Below are 24,728 nucleotides of genomic sequence, written 5' to 3' on the forward strand. Positions count from 1 at the left end.
AGAGAAAGAGACGGTGATTTAATGGACAATAATTCATACACCCGAAGCGCGCAAAATGTTTTGCAGATTGCTCAAGAACAGGCACACTACTTTAAGCATCAGGCCGTGGGTACCGAGCATCTGCTGCTGGCGTTGAGCATGGTTTCTAATAGTATTGCGGGCCGTGTCTTGAATCAGTTTAACGTCACCAGCGATGATATTCGCGAAGAAATCGAAAGCCTAACCGGTTATGGTACGATGCAAGAGGCTGATCGCGATACCTATCTGCCTGATTCGCCCAAGCTGCGCAGTATTTTATTGTTGGCTAAGCAGATGGCCCAGCGTCTGCAGGCCCCTCAAATTGGCACCGAGCATCTGCTGTTAGCCCTGCTGAGTGATGATGCAATTCTATCATCACGAATCTTAAGCAATCTGGACGTTAATCCCAAACAGGCGCGTCGGATTTTGCTGCGGCGCCTAGGAATTGCTGAAAATCAGCAGCGGCGGGCACCACGGCGACGTCCTGGTGAAAATGATGGCAGCGATGGTGAGGTTCAGGGAACGCCAACGTTAGACAAGCTGGCTCGTGATCTGACACAGATTGCGCGCAGTGATGGCATGGATCCTGTAGTTGGCCGCGATCGTGAAATCAAGCGGGTAGTTCAGATCCTCAGTCGTCGGACTAAAAACAATCCGGTGCTGATTGGTGAGCCAGGGGTCGGCAAAACCGCGATCGCAGAAGGACTGGCCGAACGGATCGTAGCTGGTCGGGTTCCTGAAGAACTGGCTGATAAGCGACTGATGATGCTGGATATGGGGTCGCTGGTTGCGGGCACCAAGTATCGCGGTGAGTTTGAGGACCGCTTGAAAAAAATCATCAATGAAATCTATCATGACGGCCATGTGATTCTTTTTATCGATGAGCTGCACACTCTGGTTGGAGCTGGTGGTGCAGAAGGGGCAATTGATGCCTCAAATATCTTAAAGCCAGCACTGGCCCGTGGTGAACTGCAGACGATTGGCGCAACGACACTGGATGAGTATCAAAAATACATTGAATCAGACGCAGCTTTGGAACGGCGCTTTGCAACGGTTCAAGTTGAAGAGCCGACTGCTGAGGATGCGCTGGCGATTCTAAAAGGATTACGGCCCAAATATGAAGAGCATCATCACGTCAAAATCGATGATGAAGCCTTGGAAGCTGCCGTTAAGCTGTCAACGCGCTATTTGACGAGCCGTTTTCTGCCAGATAAGGCCATTGATTTGATGGACGAGGCAGCGGCCATGGTGCGCATCGAAGCTGAAGAACAGTCCTCACCACTGGCAAACGAACAGGCTCAGCTACGCAAATTAGGCGAGGAAAAAGAACGGGCCATTGAACAGCAGGACTTTGATCGCGCGGCCCAGCTCAGGCAGGCTGAACTGACCATTAAGGCGCGGCTGGCGCAAGAAGAAGAGCAGCGACAAAAGCAGGCTGATCAGTATCAGCTGCACGTTACCGGCGAAGACATTGCTAAAGTGGTGGCTGAGTGGACGGGGGTGCCGCTGACCCAGCTGCAGAAGACGGAAAGCGACCGGCTGATCAATCTGGAACGAGTCCTGCATCAACGCGTGATTGGTCAGGATGAGGCGGTTTCGGCAATTGCTCGTTCAATTCGTCGAGCGCGCAGTGGTCTTAAGGATCCTAATCGGCCAATTGGCTCATTTATGTTTCTAGGGCCAACCGGTGTCGGGAAGACTGAACTGGCTAAGGCCCTGGCTGAAGCAATGTTTGGCTCGGAAAACAATATGATCCGTGTTGATATGTCTGAGTATATGGAAAAATACAGCGTCAGTCGCTTGATTGGGGCGGCTCCTGGCTATGTCGGCTATGATGAGGGCGGTCAGCTGACGGAAAAGGTTCGTCAGCATCCATATAGCGTCGTGCTGCTTGATGAAGCCGAGAAAGCGCACCCCGACGTATTCAACTTGTTGCTGCAGGTACTGGACGATGGCTATCTGACGGATTCAAAAGGTCGGCGCGTTGATTTCCGCAATACGATCTTGATTATGACTTCTAATCTTGGAGCTACCCAGCTGCAGGATGAAAAAACGGTTGGCTTTGGGGCTGCCGACATGACGGCGGATTATCAGGCCATGTCAGCCGCCATCAAGCAGCAGCTGAAACTGCACTTCCGGCCAGAATTTCTAAATCGGATTGATGAAACGATCATCTTCCACTCTTTGAATCAAAAAGAGCTGCATCAGATCGTTAAGCTCCTGGCTGACAAGGTAAAACAACGGATGGCTGAACGTGATATCAAGGTACGCTTTACGCCAGGTGCAATTGATGTGATTGCCAAAGCCGGCTATGATCCTGAATATGGAGCACGACCATTGCGGCGCTCACTGCAGAATCTGGTTGAGGATCCATTGAGCGAGGCATTGCTGGCCGGGGCAGTCCAAACTGGTGATGAAGTCGTGATTGGTTCGCATCAGGGCAAGATTACGCTAAAGGACAAGCGCGGGGATGCCAAGCCTGAATTGATTGCGCTGCCTTAAAATTCTGTTGGTTTCGATAAATAACCTGATAGATAAATTTTATTAGTCATTGAATCATCATTTAATGAAATGAGATTTAATGACTTTTATTTTTGGCGAATTGGTAACCCAAGCTTGCAAGAACTGGGTTTTCGTGTGAGAATTATTTTTGACTAATATGGGAAACCGATAAGGGAGAATCGATAGAACATGAAACGAGCAGAACAATTGGCAAAAACTCGCCAAGCAATTTTGAAAACCGCTACTACACTGTTTTTGCAAAAAGGCTTTTCTGGTGCCTCCACCAGAGATATTGCCAAGCAGATCGGCATCACTCAGCCAGCTTTGTATCACCACTTTAATGATAAGGAAGTTTTATACCTGGCTGTTTTGACCAATCTATGCGGTAAGGTTCGCCAGGATATCAACAAGGTTATGCGCAAGCAGCAGATCGATCCAGAAGAACGACTGTATGGAATTACTGAAGTATTGAGAAAGCATCATCCGCTCAACGTCTACGATCAGTATCAAGAAGCCAAAAGAGAGCTTTCCGAAAGTGCTCAGCGCAAACTGGACATGCTGTTTACGATGGATTACCTTGAACCGATTGCTGATTTCTTTAAACTTCCTGAAGTGCATCTGCGGCCGGATCTGTTGCCTAAAGAAGCGGCGGAGTTGTTTATTGCTGATCTGTCGCCGATCTTTAAATCATTTCAACCAATTGGCGGCCATGCCATCACTGAGGAGCAGCGTACCAAACTGATTTTGAGCTGCATTTTGCGCGGCCTGACGGTTCCGGCAACGGCCAGTGAAAAATAAAAACTAAATATTGACAATGAATTCGTAAACGCGTATGATAACTGGTGTATGTAATTGCGAGTTCATTTGAGTTCCGTGATCTCTTGTCCATGGGATTCTTTATAAAAACCAAAGACAGCACCCAGCTGTTTTTGGATTTTTTTTGCCCAAAAGCAGGAATTTTGATGATTTGTAATCAAAATGTAATATTACAAATTTGAATGAACTTGCCCAACAAATTTGAGAGGTGAATAGTTTGGCCGGACATTTAGTAAAATACGGTAAGCACCGTACGCGTCGCAGTTACTCCCGTATCAAGGAAGTACTGGACCTGCCTAACTTGATTGAAATCCAGACCGATTCCTATAACTGGTTTATGGAAAAAGGTCTGCGGGAAATGTTTAACGACATCATGCCAATCGATGACTTCCAAGGCAAACTGTCGCTGGAATTCGTCGACTACCAACTGCTTGAACCTAAGTATACGGTTGATGAAGCCCGGGAACACGATGCAAACTACTCTGCACCGCTGCACGTTACCCTGCGCTTGACGAACCACGAAACTGGCGAAATCAAGTCCCAAGACGTGTTCTTCGGCGACTTCCCACTGATGACGGACCAAGGTACCTTTATTATCAATGGTGCGGAACGAGTAATCGTTTCTCAACTGGTTCGTTCACCTGGCGTTTACTACAATGAAGAAGATGACAAAAATGGCCGGCCAAGCTATGGTGCTACTTTTATTCCAAACCGTGGTGCCTGGCTGGAATACGAAACCGATGCGAAGGGCATCTCTTACGTACGGGTTGACCGGACACGGAAGCTGCCTTTGACTGAAATGGTGCGTGCGCTGGGCTTTGGCTCTGACGATGAGATCATTGACATGCTGGGTGGCAACAGTGAAGGCCTGTCTGCTACGATTGATAAAGACGTGCACAAGAACCCTGAAGACTCACGAGTTGAAGAAGCCTTAAAGGACATCTACGAACGCTTGCGTCCAGGTGAGCCTAAGACGGCTGACTCAGCACGGAATCTGCTGACGGCTCGCTTCTTTGATCCAAAGCGCTACGATATGGCACCAGTTGGCCGTTACAAGACCAACAAGAAACTGATGATGAAGTATCGGTTGTTGGGTCAAACGCTGGCCGAAACGCTGGCTGATCCGGAAACTGGTGAAATCCTGGCCAACAAGGGTGATGTAGTTACCAAAGAAGTATTGAAGACTTTGGAACCGGCCCTGGACAACGATGACTTCAAGATGGTTACCTACACGCCATCTGATGAAGCTGTTGTTACGGCACCGGTTAAGCTGCAAAAGATCCTGGTTTACTCCAAGAACGATCCTGACCGCGTTGTGCCTATCGTAGCCAACGGTCACATTCCTTTGGAGCTTAAGCACATTCAGCCAGCCGACATCATTGCGTCCATCAACTACTTCTTCAACCTGCAAGAAGGCATTGGCACAACTGACGACATCGACCACTTGGGTAACCGGCGGATTCGTTCCGTAGGTGAGCTGCTGCAGAACCAGTTCCGGATCGGCTTGGCTCGGATGGAACGTGTGGTTCGTGAACGGATGTCGATTCAAGACATTAACACGGTTACGCCACAGCAGCTGATCAACATTCGACCAGTAGTTGCCTCAATTAAGGAATTCTTTGGTTCTTCACAGCTTTCTCAGTTCATGGACCAAACCAACCCACTGGGCGAACTTTCCCACAAGCGGCGTCTGTCTGCCCTTGGTCCTGGTGGTTTGACTCGTGACCGGGCCGGCTATGAAGTTCGTGACGTTCACTATACTCACTACGGCCGGATGTGCCCAATTGAAACGCCTGAAGGTCCTAACATCGGTCTGATCAACTCACTGTCATCCTATGCTCGGATCAATGAATATGGCTTCATCGAAACGCCATACCACCGTGTTTCATGGGATACGCACAAGGTTACCGACAAGATTGACTATCTGACTGCCGATGAAGAAGATAACTACATCATTGCTCAGGCCAACACCAAGCTTAATGATGACGGCTCATTTGCTGATGAAGAAATTATGTGCCGGCATAAGGATGACTATGTTGAAACGACTCCTGAAAATGTCGACTACATGGATATCTCGCCTAAGCAGGTTGTTTCCGTTGCCTCAGCATGTATTCCTTTCTTGGAAAACGATGACTCCAACCGTGCCTTGATGGGTGCTAACATGCAGCGTCAGGCGGTTCCTTTGATCAACCCTCATGCACCGCTGATTGGTACTGGGATTGAATACAAAGCCGCTCATGACTCTGGGGTTGCCTTGGTTGCCAAGAAGGCTGGTACGGTTGAATACGTCGATGCTCGTGAAATTCGCGTTCGTGAAGAAGACGGCACGCTTGACACCTACAAGCTGATGAAATTCCGTCGTTCCAACGGTGGTAAGAACTACAACCAGCGTCCAATCGTCAAGGTCGGTGAACATATCGATGCTGATGACGTTTTGGCTGATGGTCCATCAATGGAACAAGGTGAACTGGCGCTGGGTCAAAACCCATTGATTGCCTTTATGACTTGGCAAGGCTACAACTTTGAAGATGCCATTGCCATCAATGAACGCTTGATTAAAGAAGACGTCTACACTTCAATTCATATCGAGTCATATGAATCTGAAGCTCGTGAAACCAAGCTCGGACCTGAAGAAATGACCAGCGAGATCCCTAACGTTGGTGCCGATGCCTTGAAGAACCTGGACGAAACCGGTGTTATTCGTGTTGGTGCTGAGGTTAACGACGGTGACATTCTGGTTGGTAAGGTTACGCCAAAGGGAATGACTGAGCTGTCAGCTGAAGAACGGCTGCTGCACGCCATCTTTGGTGAAAAGTCGCGTGAGGTTCGTGATACGTCGCTGCGGGTACCACACGGCGGTGGCGGTATCGTTCAAGACGTTAAGGTATTTACGCGTGAAAACGGTGATGAGCTGGCTCCTGGTGTCAACAAGATGGTTCGGGTCTACATTGCTCAAAAGCGTAAGATCCAAGTCGGTGACAAGATGGCCGGCCGTCACGGTAACAAGGGTACGGTTTCAATCGTGGTACCGGAAGAAGACATGCCATACATGCCAGATGGTACGCCAATCGATATCATGCTGAGTCCAATGGGTGTGCCTTCCCGTATGAACATTGGTCAGGTTATCGAACTGCACCTGGGGATGGCTGCTCGCAAGCTTGGTATCCACATTGCTACGCCAGTCTTTGATGGGGCAACCGATGAAGATGTTTGGGAAGCAGTTAAGGAAGCCGGACTGCCATCTGATGGCAAGACGATTCTTTATGATGGCCGCACGGGTGAACCATTTGAACAACGAGTTTCCGTTGGTGTCATGCACTATCTGAAGCTGGCACACATGGTTGACGACAAGATTCACGCTCGTTCAATTGGACCTTACTCACTGGTTACGCAACAGCCATTGGGTGGTAAGGCACAATTTGGTGGTCAGCGTTTCGGTGAAATGGAAGTCTGGGCCCTCGAAGCCTATGGTGCTGCCTACACGCTGCAAGAAATCTTGACTTACAAGTCTGATGACGTTGTTGGTCGTGTCAACACCTATGAAGCCATCATCAATGGTGACCCAATTCCAAAGCCAGGTGTTCCTGAATCCTTCCGCGTGCTGGTTAAGGAACTGCAATCCCTTGGCCTGGATATGAAGGTGCTTGACAGTCAAAACGAGGAAGTTCAACTCAAGAACATGGATGAAGGCGTGGCCGACATCCGCAAGCTGGCTCGCGATGGCAGCGACAAGCACGAAGAAGTCAAAGACGAAGCAAAACAAGACTAGTTTGCCTGAATTGAAATAAGGAGGATCATCCTTTGATTGACGTCAATAAATTTGAAAGCATGCAGATCGGTCTGGCCTCACCACAAAAGATCCGCAGCTGGTCGTACGGGGAAGTTAAAAAGCCGGAAACGATCAACTACCGGACGCTGAAGCCGGAAAAAGACGGTCTGTTTGACGAACGAATCTTTGGTCCAACCAAGGATTACGAATGTGCTTGTGGCAAATACAAGCGGATTCGTTTCAAGGGCCGCGTTTGTGACCGCTGTGGAGTTGAGGTTACCAGCTCTAAGGTACGTCGCGAACGGATGGGGCACATTGAGCTGGCCGCCCCTGTTTCTCACATTTGGTACTTCAAGGGTATCCCTAGTCGAATGGGCCTGGTCTTGGACATGAGCCCACGTGCCCTGGAAGAAGTTATCTACTTTGCTTCTTACGTTGTTTTAGATGCCGGTGATACGCCACTGGAAAAGAAACAATTGCTCTCTGAAGCGGAATATCGTGAAAAGAAGGAAGAATACGACGATCGTTTTACTGCTGAAATGGGTGCTGAAGCCATTCAAAAACTGTTGGCTGACGTTGACCTGGAAAAGGAAGCAACCGAATTAAAAGCCGTCTTGAAAGAAGCTACTGGCCAAAAGCGGACGCGCGCCGTTCGTCGTTTGGACATTCTGGAAGCCTTCTTAAAGTCTGGCAACAAGCCAGAATGGATGGTTATGGACGTTATTCCAGTTATGCCACCTGATTTGCGGCCAATGGTACAACTGGAAGGTGGCCGTTTTGCAACTTCTGATTTGAATGATCTGTACCGGCGGGTTATCAACCGTAACAATCGTCTGAAGCGGCTGTTGGAATTGAACGCGCCTGGCATCATTGTTCAAAACGAAAAACGGATGCTGCAGGAAGCCGTTGATGCCCTGATCGATAACGGTCGTCGTGGTCGTCCGGTTGCTGGTCCTGGTAACCGTCCATTGAAGTCGCTGTCGCACCTGCTGAAAGGTAAGCAAGGGCGTTTCCGTCAAAACCTGCTGGGTAAGCGTGTTGACTACTCTGGTCGTTCAGTTATCGATGTTGGTCCTAACCTGAAGATGAACCAGATGGGGCTGCCGGTACCAATGGCAATGGAACTGTTCAAGCCATTTATCATGCATGAATTGACCAAGCGGGGCCTGGCTACCAACGTCAAGGCTGCTAAACGCTTGATCGATAAGCGTGACAACAAGGTCTTCGATGTCTTGGAAGACGTTATCAGTGAACACCCAGTTCTGCTTAACCGGGCACCTACTCTGCACCGTTTGGGTATTCAAGCCTTTGAACCGGTATTGGTATCTGGTAAGGCAATGCGGTTGCACCCACTGGTTTGTGCTGCCTACAACGCCGACTTTGACGGTGACCAAATGGCTATTCACGTTCCGCTGTCTGATGAGGCACAAGCTGAAGCCCGTCTGCTGATGCTTGCTGCTCACCATATCCTGTCGCCTCGTGACGGTGAACCAATCGTGGCACCTTCTCAAGATATGGTTATCGGTAACTACTACATGACGACCGAAGATAAGGCTCGTGAAGGCGAAGGCATGATCTTCAAGGATGCAAATGAAGCCTACATGGCCTACAAGGATGGCTTTGTTGCCCTGCAGACGCGGGTTGGGGTTCAGGTTTCTTCAATGCCAAAGAAGCCATTTACTGATGAACAGCGCAATCAGATCATGGTTACCAGTGTTGGTAAGCTGATCTTCAACGGCATCATGCCAGAAGACTACTACTACATCAATGAGCCAACCAATGACAATCTGCTGAATGGTGTTCCTGACAAGTACTTCTTGGATAAGGGTGAAGATATTCACGCCTACTTGGAAAATGCACCATTGGTTCCGCCATTTAAGAAGGGCTTCTTGTCCGATATCATTGCCGAAGTCTACAAGAAGTACAAGGTTACCAAGACCTCGCAATTCCTTGACCGCATCAAGGATCTGGGTTACTACGAATCCACGATTTCTGGTGTTACCGTGGGGATTGCCGATATTACCGACTTGAAGGAAAAGCCGGCAATCATCGAAAATGCTCATAAGCAGGTTGCTTTGGTTACCAAGCAGTTCCGTCGTGGTCTGATTACTGATGATGAACGTTATGAACGAGTTATCGGCATTTGGAATGATGCTAAAGATGAAGTTCAAAACAAGCTGATTGAACACATGGATATTCACAACCCAATCAACATGATGTCTGACTCGGGTGCTCGTGGTAACATCTCCAACTTTACTCAGCTGGCCGGGATGCGTGGTCTGATGGCCGCTCCTAACGGTAAGATCATGGAACTGCCAGTCCTTTCAAACTTCCGTGAAGGTCTTTCAGTTCTGGAAATGTTCTTGTCATCTCACGGCGCTCGTAAAGGTATGACTGATACGGCCCTTAAGACTGCCAACTCAGGTTACTTGACTCGTCGTCTGGTTGATGTTGCCCAAGACGTGGTCGTTCGTGAAAAAGACTGTGGTACTGATCGCGGTCTGGATGTTGCCGCAATTACTGAAGGCAATGAAATGATCGAGCCGCTTTACGATCGGATTCTGGGTCGCTACACGATGAAGTCCGTCTTTGATCCAGAAACTGGCGAGAAGATCTGTGATAAGAACGTCTTGGTTGACGAAGAGATGGCTCAAAAGATCGTTGATGCTGGAGTTAAGAAGGTAACAATCCGCTCAGCCTTCACTTGCAACACTGAACACGGTGTCTGCGAACGCTGCTACGGTCGTAACGCTGCTACTGGCGACAAGGTTGAGGCCGGTGAAGCCGTTGGTACGGTTGCTGCTCAATCAATCGGTGAACCAGGTACTCAATTGACGCTGCGGAACTTCCACACTGGTGGGGTTGCTGGCAACGACGATATCACGCAAGGTCTTCCTCGTGTGCAAGAAATCGTGGAAGCACGGAATCCTAAAGGTAAGGCAACGATTTCTGAAGTTACCGGTGAAGTTCAATCAATCGAAGAAAACCCAGCTGAACGAACCAAAGACGTTACGATTGCTGGTGAGAACGACACGCGGACTTACACGCTGCCAATCACGGCTCGTCTTAAGGTTGAAGAAGGCGACTACATTCACCGTGGGATGCAATTGAATGAAGGTTCGATTGATCCTAAGGAACTGATCCGCGTTCGCGACGTTCTGTCTACGGAAACCTACCTGTTGGCTGAAGTTCAAAAGGTTTACCGGATGCAGGGTATTGATCTGCTCGACAAGCACGTTGAAATCATGATTCGTCAAATGATGCGCAAGGTTCGTGTCATGGATCCTGGTGATACTGATCTTTTGCCAGGTGAATTGATGGATATCAGTCAATTCCGCGATGCCAACCGTGATACGCTGGTTGCCGGCAACATTCCGGCAACGTCACGTCCGGTTATCTTGGGAATTACTAAGGCTGCCTTGGAGACCAACAGTTTCCTGTCAGCAGCCTCCTTCCAAGAAACAACTCGTGTCTTGACGGATGCTGCTATTCGTGGCAAGAACGATCCACTGGTTGGTTTGAAGGAAAACGTTATTATCGGGAAGCTGATTCCTGCTGGTACTGGTATGAGCAACTACCGCAACATCAAGCCAAAAGAAGTTGATGTAGCTGCCGATGCACCAATGAAATCAACCAGCGATATCGAAGCCGAAATGAAAAAGCAAAAGTAGGCTAAAGCTTTTGTGATTAAATAGTGCTATTCGTGGGGCCTAGTATTTGGTTTGATTCCAAATGCTGGGCCCCATTGTTATTTTTGGGAATTTGCTATGAAAAAATATCGAATTGATTTACCAGCCAAAGCAGTAGAAAATCTAGAGCTGGAGAAAAATACCTCTTTAGTATTGATGGTTGACAATAAGACATTGACAATTCGGCCGAGTCGCACTGTTGAAATGCTGCCTCAGATTATGATGCGTTGGTATCTGATCCCCGCGGTGCTGGCAGCAGTTATCTTTTTCTGCCTTAGCTGGTCCAATCATCATTGGGTTATTTCATTAACTGGTAACTGGTCAATTGGCTTTGCATCACTTTATCTTGGGACGTTTAGCGGCGTCGTGGCTTTTGCGACTGCGTTTATCAGACAAAAAAGACATCGCAGTGGGCCAGCGATGGAGCTGCATTGGCGAAATCTGCCGACGCTGCTGATTGCTTTTGGAACGATTTTGGCAATTTCGATCATGATTGTTTTTTGGCTCGCGGAGAAAATGTTTGCAGGTGCCAGTTTTGACATCTACACTTCAACTTTATTCGTCTTTTTATTTGTTACGGCAATCACCTATGGAATGCTTAATCTGGCAATGACGATTTCCGAAGCGATTATTACCAATTCAATGATGATTATGATTATTGGTGGAATGCTGTTCTCAATGCTGACCAATTCAAATCGTGACTGGTGGCACTATAATTTCAGCTACTTGGGGACGCAGCAGAATGCTACCTATTGGCGATTTAACATTACCTTGATTTTTTCAGCCCTATTGATGGCGACTTTAGTTGATTACTTGTTCTTTAATCTGCAGAAAAAGTATCCTGATCGTGGTGTTAAGGTCCTGCGAATTCTTCTGTATGCTGAGGCAGCATGTTTAGGCGGGATCGGCTGTTTTCCAAATGATCCGCAATATCACGTCTTGCATGATCGGATCTCAATGTGGCTGGTTTATATTATGATTTTGATTATCGGCCTGTTAAGGTGGCTGATGCCAGGGTTGTCCAGACAGTTTTTAAAGATTTCCTATATTATTGGCGGCATCATGGCACTTGATTGGTTGGTATTTAAAGCTACCAGCTATCTTTCTTTAACTGCCTTTGAACTGTTGGAATTCGGTCTATCGTTTTCGTGGCTGCTTTTACTTTTTCAAAACCTGGAGTATCTTGCTCGGATTGGTGATCAGATTTTTCCGGTTCGAATCGAAAAAAATGACGATTATCAATAGCGACAATGATTAGATTCAAAGTTGATCTAGCTCGGTGTTAATATCAGAGTGATAACGATACCGAGGCTTAAGTAGGGAACAAAAGGCAAAGCCTGATACCGAGAATGAAGGCTTAATATTCCCAGCCCAGCTGCAATTAAAACGGTAGTGGCAACAAATTTTATTGAAGTACAGAGCTGCAGGATAAAGATCAACTCGATATCGCCAATGCCGATGCCGTTACTGGTCAAAAAACTCATAATCAATAAACCGACTAAGATGGCAATGGCCGCCGACAAACGCAGCCATTGCCATCTTTGATTTAAAAGCCAAAATAGACTAAACAGACCAATTAGCCAGATTGGCCAGATCCACTGGGCAAAATAATCGGTTGCTGAACACACCAGCAGGCTGGTTGACAGTATCAATAATGCCGTTATGATTTTAGGATCAAGGATAAACAGTTCATACCAAAGCCAGCCATTTATGAGCTGACTAAATGTTGAGTAACAGCCGATAGATGCATGACAAAAATGACACCGACCTTTTTGAATCAGCCAGCCGATGACCGGAATCAGCTGCCACCAGGTTAGCTGCTGGTGGCAACTATTACAATAGGATCTTTGGGGATCAAACAGTGAGATCTGATTAAGCAGACGCCAGATAATCGTATTGATGAAAGAAGCCAGACAAGCGCCCCAGACAGTAGCCAACAATTTTAAGACAATCATTTTAAGTTTCCCCTTTCTAATATTGCTATATGCAAAAAGTTGAATTTAGCACTAAAAGAAAAATCGACTGTCCGTTGACATTTTAGAGGATGCATGATAGGGTATTTAAGGTGCTTTTTTTAGCAACGGATTGTGTCTGTCGTTGGGGCAGATGACATGCGTCGGCGAAGGCACATAAAAGAATAGCATTCGGGGATTTTTTTATACTCAAAAAAGAATCACCTGGATGTGTGGACTTAAAAACAAGAAAGGGGTATAACTACATGCCAACCATTAACCAATTGGTACGTAAGGGCCGTAAGAGCCACAAGGGCAAGTCAAAGTCACCTGCTCTGGGTTACGTTTACAACAGTTTCAAGAAGGAAGAAATCGCTGCACCATCTCCACAAAAGCGTGGGGTTGCAACTCGTGTCGGTACGATGACGCCTAAGAAGCCTAACTCTGCTTTGCGGAAGTACGCTCGTGTTCGTCTGTCTAACCTGATCGAAGTTACTGCCTACATTCCAGGTGTTGGCCACAACCTTCAAGAACACTCAGTTGTTTTGATCCGTGGTGGTCGTGTAAAGGACCTTCCTGGGGTTCGTTACCACATCATCCGTGGTACTCTTGATACTGCCGGTGTGGAAGGCCGTATGCAAGGTCGTTCCAAGTACGGTGCCAAGAAGCCTAAGAAATAATTAAAGGAGGGGTAAATCAATGCCACGTAAAGGACATGTTGTAAAGCCAGAAGTATTGCCAGATCCAATTTACAACTCAAAGCTGGTTACTAGTCTGATCAACCACCTGATGATCGACGGTAAGCGGGGTACTGCTACTAAGATTCTGTACGCTGCTTTTGACCGCATCAAGGAACAAACTGGCAACGATCCAGTAGAAGTTTTCCAACAAGCTATGGACAACGTTGAACCAGTTCTGGAAGTTAAGGCACGCCGTATCGGTGGTTCCAACTACCAAGTTCCAATCGAAGTTCGTCCAGAACGTCGAGTAACGCTGGGCCTGCGTTGGATTGTTCAATACGCTCGTCTTCGTGGTGAACACACCATGGTTGAACGTCTGGCAGGCGAAATCATTGATGCATCCAACAACACTGGTGCTTCAATCAAGAAGAAGGAAGATACTCACCGCATGGCCGAAGCCAACCGTGCTTTTGCTCACTACCGGTGGTAAGCTTCATCAATTGTTGATAGCTGCTTAGCTGTCGACTATGATGTGAGGGGTGACGCAGATATTTAATCGAACGTCACCCCTTTTTCTAAAACTAATTTAAATTGATTTTTTTAACTGGAAGGAGAAAACTTTTAAGATGGCTAACAAACGTGAATACCCTCTTGAAAAGACCCGTAACATTGGGATCATGGCCCACATCGATGCTGGTAAGACCACGGCCACTGAACGGATTCTTTACTACACTGGTAAGATTCACAAGATTGGTGAAACCCATGATGGTGCTTCCCAAATGGACTGGATGGATGAAGAAAAGGAACGCGGTATCACGATCACGTCCGCTGCCACTACGGCCGTTTGGAAAGACTACCGTATCAACATCATCGACACCCCAGGTCACGTTGACTTCACTGTCGAAGTTGAACGTTCGCTGCGTGTTCTTGATGGTGCCGTAACGGTTTTGGACGCTCAAGCCGGTGTTGAACCACAAACCGAAACTGTTTGGCGTCAAGCTGACGACTTCGATGTTCCTCGAATCGTCTTTGCCAACAAGATGGACAAGATGGGTGCCGACTTTGACTACTCTGTTCAAACGATCAAGGACCGTCTGAACGTTACGCCACTGCCAATTCAAATGCCAATTGGTGCTGAAGATGACTTCATCGGTGTTATCGACTTGGTTAAGATGGTTGCCTACGTTTATGATGAAGATGCTGAAGGTAAGAACTGGGATACTGTTGAAATCCCTGCTGACCTGAAGGACGAAGCTGAATCTCGTCACGATGCACTGTTGGAAACGCTGGCTGACGTTGATGACAACATCATGGAAAAGTACCTTGGCGGTGAAGAACTTTCTGTTGAAGAAATCAAAGCTGCTATCCGTAAGGCTACTCTGTCTGAAGAGCTGTTCCCAGTTCTGGCAGGTTCGGCCTACAAGGATAAGGGTATCCAAATGATGCTGGACGCTGTTATCGACTACCTGCCATCTCCACTGGATGTTAAGCCATTCGAAGCAACTGATGAAAATGGTGAAAAGGTTGAATTGACTGCCGGTGACGACAAGCCATTTGCCGCTTTGGCATTTAAGATCGCTACTGACCCATTCGTTGGTCGTTTGACGTTCCTGCGTGTCTACACTGGTTCTCTGCAATCAGGTTCCTACGTTCTGAACGCAACCAAGGGCAAGCGTGAACGTGTTGGTCGTCTGCTGCAAATGCACTCCAACCAACAACACGAAATTCCAGAAGTGTTCTCTGGGGACATTGCAGCTGCTATCGGTCTGAAGAACACCACCACCGGTGACTCCCTGACTGATCCAGATCACCCATTGCAACTGGAATCGATGGACTTCCCAGAACCAGTTATCCAAGTTTCTGTTGAACCTAAGTCTAAGGCTGACCAAGACAAGATGGACAAAGGTCTGCAAAAGCTGGCTGAAGAAGACCCTACCTTCAAGGCTGAAACTAACCCTGAAACTGGTGAAACTCTGATCGCCGGGATGGGTGAGCTGCACCTGGACATCATCGTTGAACGTCTGCGTCGTGAATTCCACGCCGAAGTTACTGTTGGTAAGCCACAAGTTTCCTACCGTGAAGCATTTACGACGGCTGCCTCTGCACAAGGTAAGTTCGTTCGTCAATCCGGTGGTAAGGGTCAATACGGTGACGTTTGGATCGAATTTACGCCGCTTGAAGAAGGTGCCGGTTTCGAATTCGAAGATGCCATTGTCGGTGGTGTCGTTCCTCGTGAATACATTCCAGCCGTTGAACAAGGTCTGAAGGAAGCTATGCAAAATGGTGTCCTGGCCGGTTACCCACTGGTTGACTTGAAGGCTAAGCTCTACGATGGTAGCTACCACGAAGTCGACTCTTCTGAAGCCGCATTTAAGGTTGCTGCTTCTCTGGCATTGAAGAACGCTGCTAAGAAGGCTAACCCAGTTATTCTTGAACCAATCATGAAGGTTGACATTGTTGTTCCTCAAGACAACATGGGTGACGTTATGGGTCAAGTAACTGCTCGTCGTGGTACGATCGATGGTATGGAAGAACGTGGCAATGCTCAAGAAATCCACTCCTTCGTTCCACTGTCTGAAATGTTTGGTTACGCAACGGCTCTGCGTTCTGCTACGCAAGGTCGTGGTACCTTCACGATGACGTTTGATCACTACTCTGCTGTTCCAAAGAGCGTGCAAGAAGACATCATCAAGAAAAACGGCAAAGAATAGTTAATCTTGTTCTTTGCTTCAAAGCTCGTCTGCTGTTATGCAGGCGAGCTTTTTTATTTTCTACTATATAAAAAATAGATCGTACCAGATTTGCATCAGCAAAATTGAAGATTGATTTATAAAAAATATTCAGCTTTTTTTGAGAAAAGACTCGACAAGCTTAAAAAGACGTGGGATAATACTCGGCAGACTGTTGCCATTCAGTCGTTCACTGGCTGCCGTTAATTTAAAAACATTTCGACTGATTTTTTTGCGCCGCATCTGCGTCAAAAAATTTTCAGGAATGTTACAAATTAAATCATCAAGAATTAATTCAAAAAAAACCTTGATACGACGGCAATTCTTTAGTATTATGGATAAGTGCTTGAGCTTAGAAACGGGGATTTTAAAGGCCCCGGGGTTCAGCCAAACAGTGAAAGCTGTGATGTGGAAGGTTGCGACACACCCGGCCGCTTTGCCATAGGGCGTGGCGGTAATTTCCACGGAGCTAGTCAAATTTTAAATCTGACGAAGGAGGGAATAAAATGGCAAAACAAAAGATTCGCATTCGTTTAAAGGCTTACGAACACCGCGTACTTGACGAATCTGCAGACAAGATCGTTAACACCGCTAAGCGGACCGGTGCTCAAGTTTCAGGCCCAATTCCGTTGCCAACTGAACGGACTCTGTACACGGTGATTCGTTCACCACACAAGTTCAAGAAGTCTCGGGAACAATTTGAAATGCGTACCCACAAGCGCCTGATCGACATCATCGACCCAACCCCTAAGACGGTTGACTCCTTGATGAAGCTTGATCTGCCAAGTGGCGTTGACATTGAAATTAAACTGTAATTAAAAAATAATAACAAATAAATTGGAGGTGTACTCATGACCAAAGGAATCTTAGGCAAGAAGGTCGGGATGACGCAAGTTTTCGCTGACAACGGTGAATTGGTTCCAGTTACGGTAATCGACGTAACGCCAAACGTTGTTATGCAAGTTAAGACGGTTGAAAACGACGGCTACAGTGCTGTTCAACTTGGTTTTGACGACAAGCGCGAAATCTTAAGCAACAAGCCCGAACAAGGTCATGCAGCAAAAGCAAACACGACCCCTAAGCGCTTCATCGGTGAAATCCGCGACGCTGAACTGGGGGACGACATTAAAGTCGGTGACGAAGTTAAGGCAGACATTTTCGCGGAAGGCGAAACTGTTGATGTAACGGGTATCACTAAGGGTCATGGTTACCAAGGTAACATCCACAAGGACGGCCAACGTCGTGGTCCTATGGCTCACGGTTCTCGTTACCACCGTCGTCCAGGTTCGTTGGGTGCCATCATCAACCACGTATTCAAGGGTAAGGCATTGCCAGGTCGCATGGGTGGCAACACTGTTACCATGCAACACTTGAAGGTTGTAAAGGTTGATCTGGAAAACAACGTACTGCTGATCAAGGGTAACGTTCCAGGCGCTAACAAGTCCTACGTTACGATTAAGAACTCTGTGAAGGCTAACACTAAGAAGAGCCTGAGCAAGCAACACAACTAATCAGAAGGGAGGAAGAAAGTAAATGACAAGCGTTGCATTATTTAAGCAAGACGGTAGCCAAAACGGCACCATCGAATTGAACGCAGACATCTTTGGTATTGAACCAAACGAAAACGCTGAATACGAAGCCATCCTGCGTCAACGCGCATCCATGCGTCAAGGTACGCACGCCGTTAAGAACCGCTCCGCAGTTCGCGGTGGTGGTAAGAAGCCATGGCGTCAAAAGGGTACGGGTCGTGCTCGTCAAGGCTCCATCCGTGCACCACAATTCCGTGGTGGTGGTATCGTCTTCGGACCTACTCCACGTTCATACAACTTCAACCTGCCACGCAAGGTTCGTCAACTGGCTATCAAGTCAGCTCTGTCCCAAAAGGTTGCTGATGAAAAGTTTGTTGTAGTTGAATCCATCAACTTCGACGCACCAAAGACGAAGGAATTTGCCGGCGTTATGAACAACCTGAAGGTTTCTGAAAAGGTCCTGGTCGTTGTTTCTGACGAAGACAAGAACGCCGCTCTGTCTGGTCGCAACCTGGTTAACACCACGGTCGTAACTCCAGCTGGCGTTAACATTCTGAACGTCGTTGACAGTCAAAAGATTGTCATCACGAAGTCAGCCCTTTCTCAAGTAGAGGAGGTGCTCGCATAATGGAAGCACGCGATATCATTTTGCGCCCAGTTATCACTGAAGCATCAACTGCAGTGATGGACGAAAAGCGCTACACGTTTGACGTTGACTTGCGCGCTACTAAGACGCAAGTTAAGAACGCCGTAGAAGAAATCTTTGACGTTAAGGTCGTTAAGGTTAACATCATGAACCTGAAGGGCAAGAAGAAGCGTCAAGGCCGTTACGTTGGCTACACTAAGCGCCGTCGCAAGGCCATCGTTACTCTGTCAGCTGATTCTAAAGAAATCAAGCTGTTCGGTGACGACAACGAATAAATTCTAGATAGGAGGAAAACACAGTGGGAATTCGCAAATACAAGGGTACCACTAATGGTCGCCGTAATATGACCGGATTCGACTTCGCTGAAATCACGAAGACGACCCCGGAAAAGTCTTTGCTGGCACCATTAAAGCACACCGCTGGTCGTAACAACTACGGTCATATGACTGTTCGTCACCGTGGTGGCGGTACGAAGCGTCAATACCGGATCATCGACTTCAAGCGGATCAAGGACAACGTTCCTGCAACCGTTAAGGCTATCGAATACGATCCAAACCGTACTGCTAACATCGCTCTACTGGTTTACGCAGATGGTGTTAAGTCATACATCTTGGCTCCTAAGGGCCTGAAGGTTGGTATGCAAGTTCAATCCGGTCCAGATGCCGACATCAAGGTTGGTAACGCACTGCCATTGAAGAACATTCCAGTTGGTACTGTTATTCACAACATCGAACTGAAGCCAGGCAAGGGTGGTCAAATTGCTCGTTCTGCCGGTGCTTCTGCACAACTGCTTGGTAAGGAAAGTGACAAGTACGTTCTGGTTCGTCTGGCTTCTGGGGAAGTTCGGATGATTCTGGCTGCTTGCCGTGCTACGATCGGTGTTGTCGGCAACGACGAACATGCCCTGATCATCAAAGGTAAGGCTGGTCGTACTCGTTACGCAGGTCAACGTCCACACGTTCGTGGTTCTGTAATGAACCCTAACGATCACCCACATGGTGGTGGTGAAGGTAAGGCTCCAGTTGGTTTGCCATCTCCTCTGTCTCCATGGGGTAAGAAGACTGTTGGTAAGAAGACTCGCTCACACAAGGCACGTTCGAACAAGTTCATCGTTCGTGGTCGCAAGCGTGGTCCACACACTCGTTAATGAGTAACAAATAGCTAATTACCCGAGAGGAGGTACAACAATGGGTCGTAGTTTAAAGAAGGGACCTTTCGCCGACGCTTCTCTGTTGAAGAAGGTTGACGCACAAAAGGATAACGAAAAGAAGACGGTTATTAAGACCTGGTCACGCCGTTCCACGATTTACCCAAGCTTCATTGGTTACACTTTCGCCGTTTACGATGGTCGCAAGCACGTGCCAGTTTACGTACAAGAAGACATGGTAGGCCACAAGCTGGGTGAATTCGTACCAACGCGGACTTTCCGTGGTCACGCCGGTGATGACAAGAAGACGGGCAAGAAGTAAGGAGGAAATTTGATCAATGGCTGAAAACATTACGTCAGCTAAGGCAACGGCCAAGATGGTCCGGGTTTCCGCTCGCAAGGTTCGTCTGGTTCTTGACACCATTCGCAACAAGAGCGTTGCCGAAGCATTTGCTATTCTGAAGTTCACTCCCAATGGTGCTGCTTCAGACGTCGAAAAAGTATTAAAATCTGCAGTTGCTAACGCCGAAAACAACTTTGACTTGGATCGGGCTTCATTGGTAGTTAGCGAAGCCTTTGCCAACGAAGGACCAACCCTGAAGCGGTTCCGTCCACGTGCCAAAGGTTCAGCTTCTCCAATCAACAAGCGGACCAGCCACATTACGGTTGTTGTAACTGAAAAGTAGGAGGGATAATAGTGGGTCAAAAGATTAATCCTAATGGTTTCCGTGTTGGGGTCATTCGCGACTGGACTGCTAAGTGGTACGCCGAAAAAGACTACGCTGCTTACTTGAGCGAAGACCTTCGGATCCGTAAGTACATTGAAAAGCGACTTGCTGACGCCTCTGTTTCAACTATCGAAATTGAACGGGCTGCTAACCGCGTAAACGTTTCAATTCACACTGCCAAGCCAGGTATGGTTATCGGTAAGGGTGGTTCTGAAGTTGAAGCACTCCGCAAGGAACTTAACGCCTTGACTGGCAAGCGCGTCCACATTAACGTGGTTGAAATTAAGAAGCCAGACTTAGACGCACACCTGGTAGGTGTAAGCGTTGCTGAACAACTTGAAGCACGTGTTGCTTTCCGTCGTGCTATGCGTGGTGCCATCCAACGTGCTATGCGTGCCGGTGCTAAGGGTATCAAGATTCAAGTTGCTGGTCGTCTGAACGGTGCCGACATGTCTCGGATTGAATCATATTCCGAAGGCACTGTTCCACTGCACACTCTGCGTGCCGACATCGACTACTCATGGGATGAAGCACGGACTACGTACGGTGCACTGGGTATCAAGACCTGGATCTACCGTGGCGAAGTTTTGCCAGAGAAGCAAGCAAACAAAAACACTAAGTAAGGAGGGGAAATAAAACATGCTAGTACCTAAGCGAGTAAAACACCGCAAGGTTCAACGTGGCCACATGCGTGGTGAAGCCAAGGGTGGCAAGAACGTAACGTTTGGTGAATTTGGTCTGAAGGCTTTGGATTCCCACTGGATCTCCAACCGTCAAATCGAAGCCGGCCGTATTGCTATTACGCGTCACATGAAGCGTGGTGGTAAGGTCTGGATCAAGATTTTCCCTCACCTTTCCTACACTAGCAAAGGTGTTGGTGTCCGGATGGGTAATGGTAAGGGTGCTCCTGAAGGCTGGGTAGCCCCAGTTAAGCGCGGCAAGATTCTGTACGAAGTTGCCGGCGTGCCTGAAGACGTTGCCCGCGAAGCCCTGCGCTTGGCCGGCAGCAAGATGCCAGTTCGCACTAAGATCGTAAAGCGTGAGGAAGGTGGACAATCTAATGAAGACTAAAGATTATGTTCAAGAACTGAATGGATTAACCACTGAGCAATTGCTTGACCGTGAAAAGGAATTGAAGGAACAATTGTTTAACTTACGTTTCCAATTAGCAACCGGCCAGTTGGAAAACACTGCAAGCCTTAAGAGCGTTCGCAAGAACATTGCACGGGTTAAGACAGTTCTTCGTCAACAAGAATTAAACAAATAAGAATACGAAAAGGAGGATTAGCGCATGAGTGATGAACGTAATGCACGTAAGGTCTACCAAGGCCGCGTTGTTTCCGACAAGATGGACAAGACCATCACTGTCGTAATCGACACTTACAAGAGTGCCCCAGTTTACGGCAAGCGTGTACGGTACTCAAAGAAGTACTACGCTCACGATGAAAACAACGAAGCAAAGTCCGGCGATACGGTTGAAATCATGGAAACTCGGCCTCTGTCTGCTAAGAAGCGTTTCCGTCTGGTTAAGATCGTTAAGAAAGCTGATTAATCCCGCTTTGTGATGATTTCGTATTCTTAATTATTCTTACTTACTGATGGAAGGAGGACACTAACAGTGATTCAACAGGAAAGTCGGTTGAAGGTCGCTGACAACTCAGGTGCCCGCGAAATCTTGGTAATCAAGATCTTGGGTGGTTCCCGTGTTAAGACCGGTAATATTGGTGACATTATTGTCGCTACTGTAAAACAAGCAACACCAGGTGGCGTTGTCAAAAAGGGTGACGTTGTAAAGGCCGTCGTTGTACGGACGAAGCATGGTCTGCACCGTAAGGACGGTTCATACATCAAGTTTGACGAAAACGCTGCTGTCCTGATCAACAACGACAAGAGCCCTAAGGGTACCCGTATTTTTGGCCCAATCGCTCGTGAGCTGCGTGATGATGACTTTATGAAGATCATCTCCCTGGCTCCAGAAGTTCTGTAAGATTAACCGAAAATAAGGAGGTGCACACCACATGTTTTTAAAGACAGGTGACAAGGTTCGCGTCATCGCCGGTAAGGACAAGGGCAAGGAAGGTACCATCAAGAAGGTCCTGGTCAAGGAAAACCGTGTGATCGTTGAAGGCGTTAACCAAATCAAGAAACATCAAAAGCCAAACAACGCTAACCCAAACGGTGGGATTATTGATGCAGAAGCACCAATCCAAGCATCTAACGTTATGCTGATTGACCCATCTACCAACGAACCTACTCGTGTTGGTTTCAAGGTCGTTGACGGTAAAAAAGTTCGTGTTGCCAAGAAGTCTGGTAAGACGATCGACTAAAAATTAGGGGAAGGAGGAATTATTGCTCATGGAAAACCGTTTAAAAGCAAAGTACGAAAGTGAAGTACGTCCAGCTTTGACTGACAAGTTCAACTACACTTCTGTAATGGCTGTTCCTAAGATCGACAAGATCGTTTTGAACATGGGTGTCGGTGACGCTACTCAAAACTCCAAGCTGTTGGATGAAGCTGTTGAAGAACTGGGTCTGATTGCTGGTCAAAAGCCACTGATCACTAAGGCTAAGAAGTCCATCGCCGGCTTCCGTCTGCGTGAAGGTATGTCCATCGGTGCCAAGGTTACGCTGCGCGGTACTCGTATGTACGACTTCCTGGACAAGCTGATCAACGTTTCACTGCCACGTGTTCGTGACTTCCATGGTGTATCAAACAAGTCATTTGATGGCCACGGTAACTACACGTTGGGTGTTCGCGAACAACTGATCTTCCCAGAAATCGACTACGACAAGGTTAACCACGTTCGCGGTCTGGACATTGTTATCGTTACGACTGCCAACTCTGATGAAGAAGGTCATGAATTGCTTGCTCAAATGGGCATGCCATTCGCTAAGTAATTAAGGAGGTCCACAAATTGGCTAAAAAATCAATGATCGCTAAGTGCAACCGCCCAGCCAAGTACTCCACGCGTGCTTACACGCGTTGTGTTCGTTGTGGCCGTCCGCACTCCGTTTACCGTAAGTTCCACCTATGCCGGATTTGCTTGCGTCAACTTGCCCATGAAGGACAAATTCCTGGTATGAAGAAGGCTAGCTGGTAAACAAATCACCGACAAAGGAGGAAAATATCGATGTCTATGAGTGATCCAATTGCAGATTTTCTGACTCGGATTCGCAATGCCAACATGGCACACCACGATTCTGTAGAAGTACCTGCATCAAAGATGAAGAAGGACATCGCTGAAATCTTGAAGCAAGAAGGTTTCATTCGCGATGTTGAATACGTTGAAGACAACAAGCAAGGCATCATCCGCGTATTCCTGAAGTACGGCAAGGATGGCGAACGTGTCATTTCTGGTCTGAAGCGGATTTCAAAGCCTGGCCTGCGTTCTTACGTTAAGGCTGACGCTGTGCCAAAGGTTCTCAATGGTTTGGGTATTGCCATCATCTCAACTTCTGAAGGGGTTGTGACTGACAAGGTTGCCCGTGCTAAGAAAATCGGTGGCGAAGTTATCGCCTACATTTGGTAATTAATAAAATAAGATCGGAGGTGTACACATGAGTCGTATTGGTTACAAGGCAATCGAACTGCCACAAGGCGTAGAGGTTTCTCAATCAGGCAACGTCGTAACTGTTAAGGGGCCTAAGGGTACTCTGAGTCGCGAAATCTCCCCATTGATCAAGATGAACGTTACTGACAGCGAAGTAACGTTTGAACGGGAAAATGACGACAAGAAGGCTAAGATGGTCCACGGTACTACGCGTGCCAATGTTAACAACATGATCGAAGGTGTCGTTAACGGGTTTAAGAAGACTCTGAAGCTGGTCGGTGTTGGTTACCGTGCTCAAGCCAAGGGTAGCAAGCTGATCCTGACTGTTGGTTACTCCAACCCAGTTGAAATGGAAAAGCCAGAAGATCTGGAAGTTAACGTTCCAGACAACACGACGATTGAAATCAGCGGTATCAACAAAGAACACGTTGGCCAATTTGCTGCCGAAGTTCGTGCCGTTCGTTCACCAGAGCCTTACAAGGGTAAGGGTATTCGTTACGAAAATGAATACATCCTGCGTAAGGAAGGTAAGACTGGTAAGTAATCGTCTAGCAGCTTAGCTGCATAAATAATTTAAAATCAAAATTAAAAGAATCAAGAGGTGACAGTTGTGATTTCTAAACCAGATAAGAACAAGATCCGTCAACGCCGTCACATGCGCGTTCGCGGTAAGATCTCTGGTACTGCAGAGCGCCCACGTTTAAGTGTTTACCGTTCTAACAAAAACATTTACGCTCAATTGATTGATGACGTAAAGGGTGTGACGCTCGCAAGTGCCTCAACTCTCGACAGTGAAGTCAGTGGCAACACTAAGACGGAACAAGCTGCCGGTGTTGGTGCTCTGATCGCTAAGCGCGGTGTAGAAAAGAACATCAGCAGCGTTGTTTTTGACCGTGGTGGTTACCTGTACCATGGTCGTGTACAAGCCCTGGCTGAAGCAGCTCGTGAAAACGGTCTGCAATTCTAAGGAAA

At 47.5% G+C, this 24,728-nt stretch carries 28 protein-coding genes; 26 read left to right on the forward strand and 2 right to left on the reverse strand.

Going from position 1 to position 24,728, the window contains the following annotated elements; all coding sequences use genetic code 11:
* Positions 1–21: 21 nt before the first annotated feature.
* The 5 genes from FC47_RS01550 to FC47_RS01570 all read left to right on the forward strand — a co-directional run bounded on the left by FC47_RS01550 (position 22) and on the right by FC47_RS01570 (position 12,039).
* Positions 22–2,520 (forward strand): ATP-dependent Clp protease ATP-binding subunit, encoded by a 2,499-nt coding sequence (locus FC47_RS01550; protein ID WP_056967631.1) that lies wholly within the window; start codon positions 22–24, stop codon positions 2,518–2,520.
* Positions 2,521–2,709: 189 nt separating this feature from the next.
* Positions 2,710–3,318: a TetR/AcrR family transcriptional regulator gene (locus FC47_RS01555; RefSeq protein WP_056967633.1), complete on the forward strand. Its 609-nt coding sequence runs from the start codon at positions 2,710–2,712 to the stop codon at positions 3,316–3,318.
* Positions 3,319–3,544: 226 nt separating this feature from the next.
* On the forward strand, positions 3,545–7,105 hold the full coding sequence (gene rpoB, locus FC47_RS01560) for a DNA-directed RNA polymerase subunit beta (protein WP_034539412.1): 3,561 nt from the start codon (positions 3,545–3,547) through the stop codon (positions 7,103–7,105).
* 32 nt (positions 7,106–7,137) lie between these two features.
* Positions 7,138–10,776, forward strand: coding sequence for a DNA-directed RNA polymerase subunit beta' (rpoC, locus tag FC47_RS01565; protein WP_056967634.1), 3,639 nt, complete (start codon positions 7,138–7,140; stop codon positions 10,774–10,776).
* Between the two features lie 96 nt (positions 10,777–10,872).
* Positions 10,873–12,039, forward strand: coding sequence for a hypothetical protein (locus FC47_RS01570; protein WP_006500629.1), 1,167 nt, complete (start codon positions 10,873–10,875; stop codon positions 12,037–12,039).
* A gap of 26 nt (positions 12,040–12,065) precedes the next feature.
* Here FC47_RS01570 and FC47_RS01575 read toward each other — a convergent pair whose 3' ends face one another.
* Positions 12,066–12,749 carry a prepilin peptidase gene (locus FC47_RS01575; protein WP_056967636.1) on the reverse strand — a complete coding sequence of 228 codons (684 nt, stop codon included), beginning with the start codon at positions 12,747–12,749 and terminating at the stop codon, positions 12,066–12,068.
* A gap of 263 nt (positions 12,750–13,012) precedes the next feature.
* Here FC47_RS01575 and rpsL point away from each other — a divergent pair, with 263 nt between their 5' ends.
* The 3 genes from rpsL (at position 13,013) to fusA (ending at position 16,137) form a co-directional block, all read left to right on the forward strand.
* Positions 13,013–13,426 (forward strand): 30S ribosomal protein S12, encoded by a 414-nt coding sequence (rpsL, locus tag FC47_RS01580; RefSeq protein WP_006500627.1) that lies wholly within the window; start codon positions 13,013–13,015, stop codon positions 13,424–13,426.
* Between the two features lie 19 nt (positions 13,427–13,445).
* Complete coding sequence (rpsG, locus tag FC47_RS01585; RefSeq protein WP_006500626.1) at positions 13,446–13,916, forward strand: 30S ribosomal protein S7; 471 nt, start codon at positions 13,446–13,448, stop codon at positions 13,914–13,916.
* Between the two features lie 136 nt (positions 13,917–14,052).
* Complete coding sequence (fusA, locus tag FC47_RS01590) at positions 14,053–16,137, forward strand: elongation factor G (protein WP_033934656.1); 2,085 nt, start codon at positions 14,053–14,055, stop codon at positions 16,135–16,137.
* Positions 16,138–16,266: 129 nt separating this feature from the next.
* On the opposite strand, the gene FC47_RS10545 is transcribed toward fusA, so the two are convergent.
* Positions 16,267–16,620: a hypothetical protein gene (locus FC47_RS10545; protein ID WP_147648979.1), complete on the reverse strand. Its 354-nt coding sequence runs from the start codon at positions 16,618–16,620 to the stop codon at positions 16,267–16,269.
* 41 nt (positions 16,621–16,661) lie between these two features.
* On the opposite strand from FC47_RS10545, the gene rpsJ reads away from it, so the two are divergent.
* From rpsJ to rplR, 18 genes are all read left to right on the forward strand, one after another.
* The gene (gene rpsJ, locus FC47_RS01595; RefSeq protein ID WP_033934655.1) at positions 16,662–16,970 is read left to right on the forward strand and encodes a 30S ribosomal protein S10; all 309 of its coding nucleotides are present in this window, start codon (positions 16,662–16,664) and stop codon (positions 16,968–16,970) included.
* Positions 16,971–17,006: 36 nt separating this feature from the next.
* The gene (rplC, locus tag FC47_RS01600; RefSeq protein WP_006500623.1) at positions 17,007–17,666 is read left to right on the forward strand and encodes a 50S ribosomal protein L3; all 660 of its coding nucleotides are present in this window, start codon (positions 17,007–17,009) and stop codon (positions 17,664–17,666) included.
* A 22-nt stretch (positions 17,667–17,688) separates the two neighbouring features.
* Positions 17,689–18,312, forward strand: coding sequence for a 50S ribosomal protein L4 (gene rplD, locus FC47_RS01605; protein WP_033934653.1), 624 nt, complete (start codon positions 17,689–17,691; stop codon positions 18,310–18,312).
* Complete coding sequence (gene rplW, locus FC47_RS01610) at positions 18,312–18,605, forward strand: 50S ribosomal protein L23 (RefSeq protein ID WP_006500620.1); 294 nt, start codon at positions 18,312–18,314, stop codon at positions 18,603–18,605. The genes rplD and rplW overlap by 1 nt, the downstream gene beginning before the upstream one ends.
* A gap of 23 nt (positions 18,606–18,628) precedes the next feature.
* Entirely contained in the window at positions 18,629–19,477 is an 849-nt protein-coding gene (gene rplB / locus FC47_RS01615) for a 50S ribosomal protein L2 (protein WP_033934652.1), read from the forward strand.
* Positions 19,478–19,517: 40 nt separating this feature from the next.
* Positions 19,518–19,799, forward strand: a complete 282-nt coding sequence (gene rpsS, locus FC47_RS01620) for a 30S ribosomal protein S19 (RefSeq protein ID WP_033934651.1) — start codon at positions 19,518–19,520, stop codon at positions 19,797–19,799.
* A 16-nt stretch (positions 19,800–19,815) separates the two neighbouring features.
* Positions 19,816–20,163, forward strand: a complete 348-nt coding sequence (gene rplV / locus FC47_RS01625; RefSeq protein WP_006500617.1) for a 50S ribosomal protein L22 — start codon at positions 19,816–19,818, stop codon at positions 20,161–20,163.
* A gap of 11 nt (positions 20,164–20,174) precedes the next feature.
* Complete coding sequence (rpsC, locus tag FC47_RS01630; protein ID WP_006500616.1) at positions 20,175–20,828, forward strand: 30S ribosomal protein S3; 654 nt, start codon at positions 20,175–20,177, stop codon at positions 20,826–20,828.
* A gap of 16 nt (positions 20,829–20,844) precedes the next feature.
* Positions 20,845–21,276, forward strand: coding sequence for a 50S ribosomal protein L16 (gene rplP / locus FC47_RS01635; RefSeq protein WP_033934650.1), 432 nt, complete (start codon positions 20,845–20,847; stop codon positions 21,274–21,276).
* Entirely contained in the window at positions 21,266–21,472 is a 207-nt protein-coding gene (rpmC, locus tag FC47_RS01640; RefSeq protein ID WP_006500614.1) for a 50S ribosomal protein L29, read from the forward strand. Before rplP ends, rpmC begins: the two co-directional genes overlap by 11 nt.
* 24 nt (positions 21,473–21,496) lie before the next feature.
* Entirely contained in the window at positions 21,497–21,757 is a 261-nt protein-coding gene (gene rpsQ, locus FC47_RS01645) for a 30S ribosomal protein S17 (RefSeq protein WP_006500613.1), read from the forward strand.
* Positions 21,758–21,823: 66 nt separating this feature from the next.
* Positions 21,824–22,192 carry a 50S ribosomal protein L14 gene (gene rplN, locus FC47_RS01650; protein ID WP_006500612.1) on the forward strand — a complete coding sequence of 123 codons (369 nt, stop codon included), beginning with the start codon at positions 21,824–21,826 and terminating at the stop codon, positions 22,190–22,192.
* A 31-nt stretch (positions 22,193–22,223) separates the two neighbouring features.
* Positions 22,224–22,532, forward strand: coding sequence for a 50S ribosomal protein L24 (gene rplX / locus FC47_RS01655; protein WP_006500611.1), 309 nt, complete (start codon positions 22,224–22,226; stop codon positions 22,530–22,532).
* A gap of 28 nt (positions 22,533–22,560) precedes the next feature.
* A complete protein-coding gene (gene rplE / locus FC47_RS01660; protein ID WP_006500610.1) occupies positions 22,561–23,103 on the forward strand; it encodes a 50S ribosomal protein L5 in 543 nt (180 codons plus the stop codon).
* Between the two features lie 17 nt (positions 23,104–23,120).
* Complete coding sequence (locus FC47_RS10370; RefSeq protein WP_074504970.1) at positions 23,121–23,306, forward strand: type Z 30S ribosomal protein S14; 186 nt, start codon at positions 23,121–23,123, stop codon at positions 23,304–23,306.
* A 30-nt stretch (positions 23,307–23,336) separates the two neighbouring features.
* Positions 23,337–23,735, forward strand: a complete 399-nt coding sequence (gene rpsH / locus FC47_RS01665) for a 30S ribosomal protein S8 (protein ID WP_033934649.1) — start codon at positions 23,337–23,339, stop codon at positions 23,733–23,735.
* Between the two features lie 28 nt (positions 23,736–23,763).
* Positions 23,764–24,300, forward strand: a complete 537-nt coding sequence (gene rplF / locus FC47_RS01670; RefSeq protein WP_033934648.1) for a 50S ribosomal protein L6 — start codon at positions 23,764–23,766, stop codon at positions 24,298–24,300.
* A 57-nt stretch (positions 24,301–24,357) separates the two neighbouring features.
* Positions 24,358–24,723, forward strand: a complete 366-nt coding sequence (gene rplR, locus FC47_RS01675) for a 50S ribosomal protein L18 (protein ID WP_033934647.1) — start codon at positions 24,358–24,360, stop codon at positions 24,721–24,723.
* Positions 24,724–24,728: the final 5 nt, after the last annotated feature.

The sequence above is a fragment of the Limosilactobacillus mucosae DSM 13345 genome, assembly GCF_001436025.1.
In the GTDB taxonomy this organism is placed as follows: domain Bacteria; phylum Bacillota; class Bacilli; order Lactobacillales; family Lactobacillaceae; genus Limosilactobacillus; species Limosilactobacillus mucosae.